The sequence below is a fragment of the Agrococcus carbonis genome, from assembly GCF_900104705.1.
GTDB classification, from domain to species: Bacteria; Actinomycetota; Actinomycetes; order Actinomycetales; family Microbacteriaceae; genus Agrococcus; species Agrococcus carbonis.
Genome location: NZ_LT629734.1, coordinates 2,763,025 through 2,773,210 on the forward strand (window position 1 = coordinate 2,763,025; position 10,186 = coordinate 2,773,210).

At 67.0% G+C, this 10,186-nt stretch carries 9 protein-coding genes and 1 pseudogene; 4 read left to right on the forward strand and 6 right to left on the reverse strand.

The genetic code is table 11. From position 1 onward, the window contains the following. Positions 1–333 precede the first annotated feature (333 nt). Positions 334–1,293, reverse strand: a complete 960-nt coding sequence (locus BLT67_RS13260) for a cytochrome c oxidase assembly protein (RefSeq protein ID WP_092664506.1) — start codon at positions 1,291–1,293, stop codon at positions 334–336. Between the two features lie 576 nt (positions 1,294–1,869). Here BLT67_RS13260 and ccsB (BLT67_RS13265) point away from each other — a divergent pair. After that, positions 1,870–2,754 carry a c-type cytochrome biogenesis protein CcsB gene (gene ccsB, locus BLT67_RS13265; protein WP_051223145.1) on the forward strand — a complete coding sequence of 295 codons (885 nt, stop codon included), beginning with the start codon at positions 1,870–1,872 and terminating at the stop codon, positions 2,752–2,754. Positions 2,755–3,226: 472 nt separating this feature from the next. Here ccsB (BLT67_RS13265) and ccsB (BLT67_RS13270) read toward each other — a convergent pair. Continuing rightward, a pseudogene (gene ccsB / locus BLT67_RS13270) lies at positions 3,227–4,111 on the reverse strand (c-type cytochrome biogenesis protein CcsB). A gap of 576 nt (positions 4,112–4,687) precedes the next feature. Here ccsB (BLT67_RS13270) and BLT67_RS13275 point away from each other — a divergent pair. After that, entirely contained in the window at positions 4,688–5,647 is a 960-nt protein-coding gene (locus BLT67_RS13275; RefSeq protein WP_092664506.1) for a cytochrome c oxidase assembly protein, read from the forward strand. A 324-nt stretch (positions 5,648–5,971) separates the two neighbouring features. Here BLT67_RS13275 and BLT67_RS13820 read toward each other — a convergent pair whose 3' ends face one another. From BLT67_RS13820 to BLT67_RS13290, 4 genes are read right to left on the reverse strand one after another with little or no spacing between them, the layout of a single operon-like run. After that, positions 5,972–6,274 (reverse strand): cytochrome c biogenesis protein ResB, encoded by a 303-nt coding sequence (locus BLT67_RS13820; protein ID WP_269456969.1) that lies wholly within the window; start codon positions 6,272–6,274, stop codon positions 5,972–5,974. Then, the gene (gene resB, locus BLT67_RS13280) at positions 6,214–7,596 is read right to left on the reverse strand and encodes a cytochrome c biogenesis protein ResB (RefSeq protein WP_269456970.1); all 1,383 of its coding nucleotides are present in this window, start codon (positions 7,594–7,596) and stop codon (positions 6,214–6,216) included. Before resB ends, BLT67_RS13820 begins: the two co-directional genes overlap by 61 nt. Continuing rightward, positions 7,580–8,341, reverse strand: coding sequence for a cytochrome c biogenesis CcdA family protein (locus BLT67_RS13880; RefSeq protein WP_456236378.1), 762 nt, complete (start codon positions 8,339–8,341; stop codon positions 7,580–7,582). The genes resB and BLT67_RS13880 overlap by 17 nt, the downstream gene beginning before the upstream one ends. Further along, positions 8,338–8,997, reverse strand: a complete 660-nt coding sequence (locus BLT67_RS13290) for a TlpA family protein disulfide reductase (RefSeq protein WP_092667424.1) — start codon at positions 8,995–8,997, stop codon at positions 8,338–8,340. Before BLT67_RS13290 ends, BLT67_RS13880 begins: the two co-directional genes overlap by 4 nt. A gap of 351 nt (positions 8,998–9,348) precedes the next feature. On the opposite strand from BLT67_RS13290, the gene BLT67_RS13295 reads away from it, so the two are divergent. Continuing rightward, the gene (locus tag BLT67_RS13295; protein WP_092667425.1) at positions 9,349–9,609 is read left to right on the forward strand and encodes a hypothetical protein; all 261 of its coding nucleotides are present in this window, start codon (positions 9,349–9,351) and stop codon (positions 9,607–9,609) included. A 204-nt stretch (positions 9,610–9,813) separates the two neighbouring features. Next, positions 9,814–9,945 carry a hypothetical protein gene (locus tag BLT67_RS13825; protein WP_269456971.1) on the forward strand — a complete coding sequence of 44 codons (132 nt, stop codon included), beginning with the start codon at positions 9,814–9,816 and terminating at the stop codon, positions 9,943–9,945. Positions 9,946–10,186: the final 241 nt, after the last annotated feature.

Consider the following 10,186-nt stretch of genomic DNA (forward strand, 5'->3'; position numbering starts at 1 on the left):
GGATCGACTAACTGTACGAATTGACCGTGGGCGGGCGGGCATCGCCAAAGGTTCCCGGACGACCGCTGTGCACCGGGTCAAGCGCGAAAGTGCCGCGGTCTCGGGGCCTCTTGAAGCCTTGGAGTCGGAGACTGTTGCGAACCACCAGCGCCGAGGAGACATCGGCCGCAATGCTCGGATTGAGGAGACGAAGAGGCCTCGAGCTCGGATTGGACGTAGTCCGGCAGCGTCGAGCGATGGGCACGGGGTCAGCACGACTGCTGACGCACTGGCGCGCCGCTCGAGCGCAGGCTTGGCGGCAGTGCGGTGGCGATCGCTCCCGAGCTGGGCTGTTCAGCTCTGCCGGTCCGCGTCGCTGCCCTGGGCCCGCTGCTGCAGCCGCCGCAGGTACTCGTTGTATGCCTCCGCGTCTTCATCGGCGCGGCGCTGGTCCCGCCCGGCTTGCCTCGTGTCTTGGCGTCGCCATCGTGCGAGCGTCACGATCAGCATCGCGAGCAGCGGCAACTCTCCGAACGTCCATGCCAGAATCCCGGCAATCCCCTGGTCGCGAACCGGGTCGACCTCCCACGCTTCCGGAGCAGCGGCGGCGAAGTAGGGGACGACCGGCGTCGCCGAGAACAGCATCACGAGCCCGAACGCGGCATGAACCTGCATCTCGAGAAACACATCGAACATCCGGCTCGGATACGAGGTCCGGCGCGGGAGCGGATCCGAAGACACCAGCGGCGCGGTGATCAGGATCCCCACGATGAGGAACACGACTTCAAGAAGGATGTGGCCGAACCAGAATCGCAGCACCACATCCGCGACGCCACCGAAGTAGAGTCCGAAAAAGGACAGCAGCATCAACGGGATGACGAGCGCCGGATGCAGCGCGAATCGAGCCGCTCTCGAACGCAATCCACACAGCGCGACTCGGAGCACGGTGTTGCCCAGGCCACGATGCGGTGTGGCGCGCAGGAGCAGGGTTCCCGGGGATCCGAGAACGAGCAACGGGGCGATCACCACCATCAAGGCGAGCTGCTGGAACATGAATATGGAGAACATCAGCCGGCCATAGGCGTCGACGCCTGCGCCCGTGACCACCGCCACCAGCAGGCAGGCGAGCAGGAAGCAGGCGGTGCGCAGCCACGGCCAACGATGTCCGTGCCGTAGCAATCGCACGACCCCCGCCACGTAAACGATGGCGAGCAGAATGGAGATCGTCGGCAACACAAGCGCGGACGAAGAGACCGGGAGCAGGAACTGGTCGAAGCTCGGGGGCGTCAGACCGACGGCGTCGGCGGCGCTCATCGCCGAAGGTCGCGATCTGCTGCGACGGCCCGGCGATCACACGCAGTTCGATGCCGGTGCTGAGTGCATCGTGGGTGGCTCACGACACCCACCACAACTGCGACATGGTCCACTCCTGGTTCGCTGGCCGCGTGTTGCCGCAGCACTGTCCCGGTGCGCCTTCACGAGCGCACCGAGCGCGCGCTGCTGTCCATCCGCGGCTGATCTCACGCAGCTGGCAGCAGGTCTGCGCGCTTCTGGGCCCAGCGTAGTCGGCTCAGGCAAGCCGTCGCCGCGAGGCATCCATCTGACGACCGCGCACTCTCCTGACGAGAGGCAGCGAACTCCGATAGCTGGGGGACTGGACGGCACCAGATTGCGCCGAGAGCCGCTCTCGCTGGGTCTCAAGTCGCGGCTGCGGTCGTGGCGGCTGGTCCGGCGTGACCGCCATCGTCCGTCCCAAGCAGGATTGGAGACGCTCCACGATGCGTCGCTGCAAGTGTTGGGGTTCATGGGGCCCTCAACACGGAAGGGTACAATCGACCCGTGCCCGTAGCTGATCTCGACTCCTACTCGCTGCTGCTCGTCTACTCAGCGATGGCGGTGTACACGCTCGCGTTCATCGCCTACGCGATCGACGTCGCGCGCCGCTCGGCGACAAAGATCGTGCCCGCCGAAGCGCGCATGCCCGTCGGCGCTGGCGCGCCAACGTCCGCGGCCGAGCCGACGGTGGCCGGCACCCCGGGCGCGGCAGCCGGGCGCGGCGCCCGCATCGGTTTCACGCTGACCGTGCTCGCATGGGCGCTCCACCTGGGCGCGACACTGCTGCGCGGGCTGGCTGCCGGACGGGTGCCGTGGGCGAACATGTACGAGTTCGCCCTCACCGGCGTCGCCGTCATCGTCGGCGTGTTCGTGCTGTCGCGGCTGTGGAAAGACCTGAACTTCCTAGGGGTGTTCTTCACCGGGCTTGCGACCGTGTTCCTGGGCGTTGCGACGGTCAACTACTACGTAGCGCCCACACCGCTACCGCCCGCCCTGCAGACGTACTGGCTCGTCATTCACGTCTTCGTCGCGACGCTCGCGACCGGCTTCATGGGCCTCGGCACGGGCCTGAGCATCCTGCAGCTCATCAAGGAGAAGCGCGACAACGGCTTCCTGCGGTCGCTGCCGAGCCCGGTGCAGCTCGAGGATCTCGCCTACCGGGTCGGCGTGATCGGGTTCATCTTCTGGACCTTCACGCTCATCGCGGGCGCGATCTGGGCGGAGCACGCCTGGGGCCGCTACTGGGGCTGGGACACGAAGGAGGTGTGGACCTTCGTGATCTGGGTCGTGTACGCGGGCTACATCCACGCGCGTGCGACGCGCGGCTGGCGCGGCTCTCGTTCGGCGTGGCTGCAGATCATCGGCTTCGCAGCGATCATCTTCAACTTCACGATCGTCAACCAATTCTTCACCGGCCTGCACGCGTATAGCGGGCTTTGACGGTCAGCAATCACCTCCACGCGAGCTGATCTGTGTCGTGTCCTGGGGGCCAGCGTGGCCAGGCAGGGAGCGGTAGGCAGCTTCGACTAGGCGTTGCAGGCTTGGCCGATTTCGCGTCTTCGCGTGCGACCGGCGAGCCGTTCCCCTACCCAGGGCCGATACGACCAGCAGCGCCATAGCGCTGATGACGACGAGCTCGCGGGCTGCAGCGATAGATCGAGAAGCAAGCGAACGGGTCGAGTACCACGTTGTGCTTCCTCGACTCTACCTTGCCGCCGCGTGCCGTCGCTCATCGACAGCGCATGGACGCTGCTCGCGTCCCTCAGCACGCCTCGGCGCCACGCCGACGAAGACGCGGAAATCGGCCAAAGCCTGCAACGCCTAGTCGAAGCTGCCTACCGCTCCCTGCCTGGCCACGCTGGCCCCCAGGACACGACACAGATCAGCTCGCGGTGGAGGTGATTGCTGACCGTCAAAGCCCGCTATACGCGTGCAGGCCGGTGAAGAATTGGTTGACGATCGTGAAGTTGAAGATGATCGCTGCGAAGCCGATGATCTGCAGCCACGCCGAACGAGAGCCGCGCCAGCCGCGCGTCGCACGCGCGTGGATGTAGCCCGCGTACACGACCCAGATCACGAAGGTCCACACCTCCTTCGTGTCCCAGCCCCAGTAGCGGCCCCAGGCGTGCTCCGCCCAGATCGCGCCCGCGATGAGCGTGAAGGTCCAGAAGATGAACCCGATCACGCCGACCCGGTAGGCGAGATCCTCGAGCTGCACCGGGCTCGGCAGCGACCGCAGGAAGCCGTTGTCGCGCTTCTCCTTGATGAGCTGCAGGATGCTCAGGCCCGTGCCGAGGCCCATGAAGCCGGTCGCGAGCGTCGCGACGAAGACGTGAATGACGAGCCAGTACGTCTGCAGGGCGGGCGGTAGCGGTGTGGGCGCTACGTAGTAGTTGACCGTCGCAACGCCCAGGAAACACGGTCGCAAGCCCGGTGAAGAACACCCCTAGGAAGTTCAGGTCTTTCCACAGCCGCGACAGCACGAACACGCCGACGATGACGGCGACGCCGGTGAGGGCGAACTCGTACATGTTCGCCCACGGCACCCGTCCGGCAGCCAGCCCGCGCAGCAGTGTCGCGCCCAGGTGGAGCGCCCATGCGAGCACGGTCAGCGTGAAACCGATGCGGGCGCCGCGCCCGGCTGCCGCGCCGGGGTGCCGGCCACCGTCGGCTCGGCCGCGGACGTTGGCGCGCCAGCGCCGACGGGCATGCGCGCTTCGGCGGGCACGATCTTTGTCGCCGAGCGGCGCGCGACGTCGATCGCGTAGGCGATGAACGCGAGCGTGTACACCGCCATCGCTGAGTAGACGAGCAGCAGCGAGTAGGAGTCGAGATCAGCTACGGGCACGGGTCGATTGTACCCTTCCGTGTTGAGGGCCCCATGAACCCCAACACTTGCAGCGACGCATCGTGGAGCGTCTCCAATCCTGCTTGGGACGGACGATGGCGGTCACGCCGGACCAGCCGCCACGACCGCAGCCGCGACTTGAGACCCAGCGAGAGCGGCTCTCGGCGCAATCTGGTGCCGTCCAGTCCCCCAGCTATCGGAGTTCGCTGCCTCTCGTCAGGAGAGTGCGCGGTCGTCAGATGGATGCCTCGCGGCGACGGCTTGCCTGAGCCGACTACGCTGGGCCCAGAAGCGCGCAGACCTGCTGCCAGCTGCGTGAGATCAGCCGCGGATGGACAGCAGCGCGCGCTCGGTGCGCTCGTGAAGGCGCACCGGGACAGTGCTGCGGCAACACGCGGCCAGCGAACCAGGAGTGGACCATGTCGCAGTTGTGGTGGGTGTCGTGAGCCACCCACGATGCACTCAGCACCGGCATCGAACTGCGTGTGATCGCCGGGCCGTCGCAGCAGATCGCGACCTTCGGCGATGAGCGCCGCCGACGCCGTCGGTCTGACGCCCCCGAGCTTCGACCAGTTCCTGCTCCCGGTCTCTTCGTCCGCGCTTGTGTTGCCGACGATCTCCATTCTGCTCGCCATCGTTTACGTGGCGGGGGTCGTGCGATTGCTACGGCACGGACATCGTTGGCCGTGGCTGCGCACCGCCTGCTTCCTGCTCGCCTGCCTGCTGGTGGCGGTGGTCACGGGCGCAGGCGTCGACGCCTATGGCCGGCTGATGTTCTCCATATTCATGTTCCAGCAGCTCGCCTTGATGGTGGTGATCGCCCCGTTGCTCGTTCTCGGATCCCCGGGAACCCTGCTCCTGCGCGCCACACCGCATCGTGGCCTGGGCAACACCGTGCTCCGAGTCGCGCTGTGTGGATTGCGTTCGAGAGCGGCTCGATTCGCGCTGCATCCGGCGCTCGTCATCCCGTTGATGCTGCTGTCCTTTTTCGGACTCTACTTCGGTGGCGTCGCGGATGTGGTGCTGCGATTCTGGTTCGGCCACATCCTTCTTGAAGTCGTGTTCCTCATCGTGGGGATCCTGATCACCGCGCCGCTGGTGTCTTCGGATCCGCTCCCGCGCCGGACCTCGTATCCGAGCCGGATGTTCGATGTGTTTCTCGAGATGCAGGTTCATGCCGCGTTCGGGCTCGTGATGCTGTTCTCGGCGACGCCGGTCGTCCCCTACTTCGCCGCCGCTGCTCCGGAAGCGTGGGAGGTCGACCCGGTTCGCGACCAGGGGATTGCCGGGATTCTGGCATGGACGTTCGGAGAGTTGCCGCTGCTCGCGATGCTGATCGTGACGCTCGCACGATGGCGACGCCAAGACACGAGGCAAGCCGGGCGGGACCAGCGCCGCGCCGATGAAGACGCGGAGGCATACAACGAGTACCTGCGGCGGCTGCAGCAGCGGGCCCAGGGCAGCGACGCGGACCGGCAGAGCTGAACAGCCCAGCTCGGGAGCGATCGCCACCGCACTGCCGCCAAGCCTGCGCTCGAGCGGCGCGCCAGTGCGTCAGCAGTCGTGCTGACCCCGTGCCCATCGCTCGACGCTGCCGGACTACGTCCAATCCGAGCTCGAGGCCTCTTCGTCTCCTCAATCCGAGCATTGCGGCCGATGTCTCCTCGGCGCTGGTGGTTCGCAACAGTCTCCGACTCCAAGGCTTCAAGAGGCCCCCGAGACCGCGGCACTTTCGCGCTTGACCCGGTGCACAGCGGTCGTCCGGGAACCTTTGGCGATGCCCGCCCGCCCACCGGTCAATTCGTACAGTTAGTCGATCCTCCGGCCAACACCGGCGACAGCGTCGCCCCCAATGCGTCTTGCGAGGTCTTCGACCGCCCGCTCGAGCGTCGGGTCCTCGCCGCGCGCGAGCCCAGCGAGCTCGAGCCGCCCTTCCGCAGCCTTCACCCACATGCGGCGGCGCGGGATGAGCAGCGAACCCAGCATGGAGAGGAACAGCACCACCGTAATCCAGAGCACCGGCGTCTGCGTGTGGTCGACGTGCACTTCAATCACGCCGTAGCGCCGCACATCCTCGAACGTGATCGTGCCGAGCCCACCGGGGATGTCCACCCCACCGTCTGCCCCGGCGCGATCGTCAGCGCATCGGTGCCCGACTCCCCACCCGCGATCTGCGTCATCTCGTCGGTCTCCAGCGCGTACACCGAGCGCGGGATGCCCGCGTCGAGCCCAAGGTCGCCCGTAAACGCCTGCAGCGACAGCACGGGGTTGGCGATGTCTGGGTACGCGGACGCGAGCGCACCGGTGTCGAGCTCCACGGCGGTCGGGTAGAAGAAGCCACGCAGCCCCAGCTGCTCCTCCAGGCCGTCCGGCAACTTCATCACGCCCAGGCTCGTCATCAGGTCGTCCTGCGCCAGGAATGGGGTGTACTCGTCGTAGACGAGCTCACCCTCGGCATCGCGCACCGAGATGCGCGGTGCATAGCCGTTGGAGATCAGGTAGAGGTCAGCGCCCGCGACGTCCAGCGGCTCGTTCACCTTGATCTGCGCGTCGCGCGCCTCCCCGCCCTCAGTGACCGACACGTGTGCCGTGAAATCGAGCGGCGCGCCCACGGCGTTCGGATTCCTCGTCTCGTAGACGACATCGAGGTCATCGAGCTGCACCGCGAACGGCGGCAGGGTCGCGTCGTCGAACCACTGCCCTTCCGTGAACGTGTCGTAGCTCGAGAGCGTGTTCGCGAACCCGCGCCCCTCCACCAGCAGCCGCTGGCCGTTGTAGCCGAAGCCCGAGCCGAGCCCCACCACCAGGATCAGCGCGAGCATCGCGATGTGGAACAGCAGGTTGCCCGTCTCGCGCAGGTAGCCGCGCTCGGCAGAGACCGAGTCGCCGTAGCGCGTCGTGCGGTACCCGAGCTTCTTGAGCACCCCATCCGCACGGTCGAGGTCGGATGCGTCGCCCGCCACGGTCTGGAAGCCGACGAGGCGAGACAGGCGGGCGGGCGTGCGCGGCGGCAGCGCGCGCATGGCCTTCCAGTGGTGCATGAGGCGCGGGATGACGCAGCCGACCAAGGAGGTGAACAGCAGGATGTAGATGGCCGAGAACCACGGGCTCGAGTAGACGTCGTGCAACGAGAGCGCGTCGTAGAACCAGACGAGCTCGGGGTTGTCGGCGCGCACCTGGATGACGCCGTTCGGGTCGCTCGAGCGCTGCGGCACGAGGCTGCCAGGAATCGCTGCCACGGCGAGCAGCAGCAGCAGCACGATCGCGGTGCGCATCGAGGTGAGCTGCCGCCACATGAACCGCAGCCAGCCGAGGACGCCGAGCTTCGGCCCGCTACCGAAGGCGAGCTCGTCGCGCTCTGGCTCATCGACGTGGTCGACCGGGCGCAGCGGGTCGGTGGCGGCCGCGTGATCGCGGCTAGATGATCGTGACATACGAGGGGATCCACCCCTGCATCTCGTTCATGATCGCGTCCCAGACACCGGTCACCATCAGTAGGCCGATGATCATCAGAGTGACACCTCCGCCGATGTTGATTGCCCGGATGTGCCGTCGCATCCACGCCATCGCCGAGCCCATCCAGCCAAGCCCCATCGCGAGCAGCAGGAACGGTATGCCCAGCCCCAGGGCGTAGGCGAAGCCGAGGAGGGCGCCTTGCCAGGCGCTACGGTGGTGACGGTGAGAGCGCTGATGGCGGCTAGGGTCGGGCCCGAGCACGGGGTCCAGCCGAGCGCGAAGATGATCCCCACAATTGGCGCTGTCCACATTCCGCCGCCCTTCAGTTGCGGCGGCTTCCATACGCGTTGGAGGACCCGGAACTGCCCGACGAACACCATCCCCAGCAGGATCAGCAGCACGCCGAGAACGCGCACGAGCACCGCGGACCAAACGAGCAGGAACGAGCTGATGGTGCCGACGAGGGCGGTGCCGAGCACGAAACACGGCGGTCAAGCCGCCGACGAAGAGCGCCACGCCGGTGATGAGCCTGGCACGGCCGCCCTCCTCCCCGACCAGCGATCCCATCAGGCCCAGATAACCCGGGACCAGCGGCAGGATGCAGGGACTCGCGAAGGAGACGATGCCCGCAAGCAGCGCGATCGGGACGGAGAGCAGCAGTTGCCCGCTGAGCACGGCCCCGCCTGGGTCCAGGGCACCGCTCAGCACGAGCAGCCGGCTCATCGCTCCAGTTCCTCCTGCAGCAGGGTCGCGAGAATGCTGGTGTCCGTGACGGCACCGGAGACGCGCGCAGCGACACGACCCTCGGCGTCGAGGATGATCGTCGATGGCACCGCGTTGGGGGCGACGATGCCTGCGAACGCAAGCTGGCCCTGAGCGGATTGGTCGTCGAGCACCGAAGGGTATTCGATGCCGAACTCCTCCTCGAAGGCCAGCGCCTGGGCGGCGCCATCGCGCACGTTGATCCCGATGAAGTCGACTCGGTCACCATACTCGGCGTGCAGGTCCGCGAGCACGGGCGCCTCGACGCGGCAGGGCGGGCAGGCGGCGTACCAGAAGTTGACGAGCGCGACCCCGTCGAGCGTTGCGGAGTCGAACTCGCCGCCGGTGGCCAAGGGGCCGGTGAACGATCCGGGAGCGGCGCGCGCTTCCGGCGCGATCTCCGTGACGATACCGTCGCCCGCGATGTAGCCGGCATCGCCGCCCTGGCCGTCGACACCTGCTGCGCTGCCGCAGCCGGTGAGCACCAGCGCACTCACCGTGACCGCCGGGATCAAGAGACCACGGACCGTGGAGCGGCTGCTGCGGCCAGGGAAGCTCTGTGTCGAGAGCTTGGACCCACGCTGGGATCGATCAGCGCGCTCGGCAGCGCCAGCCATGGAGTACGGGTGAGCATCACTTGGAGCGTACTGGTCGCTCCTATGAATGGTGCGAGCAAGCTATCGCATGCGGCACGCCGCCAACTCTGCGCGGAAGGTGACAGGTAGGTAACGGATTGGTAACGTCGACTTCTGTGCGCTGGCACCCGAACCTACGGAGAAACTGCCTGTGCCAAGCCCGATCCACAACACCAATTCCACCGACTCGCGCAACGGGCCGCGCATGACCCGAGCCTCCATCGGTCTGGGCGTACGCCGCGTCGGCGTGATCGCCATCGCCGCTGCCTCGCAACACCTCTCGCGGCGCCGGCCCTCGCCGCCGACCCCGGCTCCGGGCAGCCGCTCCCGAACATGGTTATCGACGCACAGGCGGTGTCGGGCGTCGTGACCGCCGGCGACAACGGCCTCAGCGACGACCGCCTCGATGTCCAGGCCACGACCGCCGAAGAGCTTTCCCAGATCCGGGCAGAACTGGAAGCAGCGCTGGAACGCGAGGAAACGCTAGAACGCGAGGAAGCGCTGGAGCGACAGGAACGGGCAGGACAGGCGGCCGCGACCGTACCGCAGGCAACGGTGCCGGAGCTCCGAGCGCCACGCAGGCGGAGCCCGTGACTGCAGCCGGAGCCACCGGCAGCGTCATCGCGGATGCCGCAATCGCGCAGGTCGGCGTCTCCCAGGACTGCGTCGCCATGGTGCGCCGCGCAATCGGGCCGCGGGACTGCCGTACTCGGGAATGAGCTCGCTGTTCAATCTCGGTCCGACGATCCCGATGTCAGCTGCTTCGCCCGGCGACGTCATCTACTACGCAGACGGCGGGTGGGTCGCGCGCACATCGGCATCTACATCGGCGGTGGACGCGCCGTACATGGCGGTTGGTCAGGCTTCAACACCGTGATCGCCGGTGTCGACATCGGAGGTTCAGCACCGGTGTTCATCGACATCACCTGAGTAGAAGAGCCGCGCCGCCGCGACAGCGGACCTCGATGACACGTGACCCGACTCCGCCCGCGGCCACTTCCACCGCCATCGTTTGTGGACGTGGCAGGACGTCGACGGTGATCGGATCGACACCGCTGCCGTCGCGTGACCGAAGAGGTGCGACCTGAATTCACCGATAACTGTATAGTCATTGCATGCTGACTATTGTTCCGCGTCTCGGCGTCATGAACCGGCTCGGCCGGGCGATGGC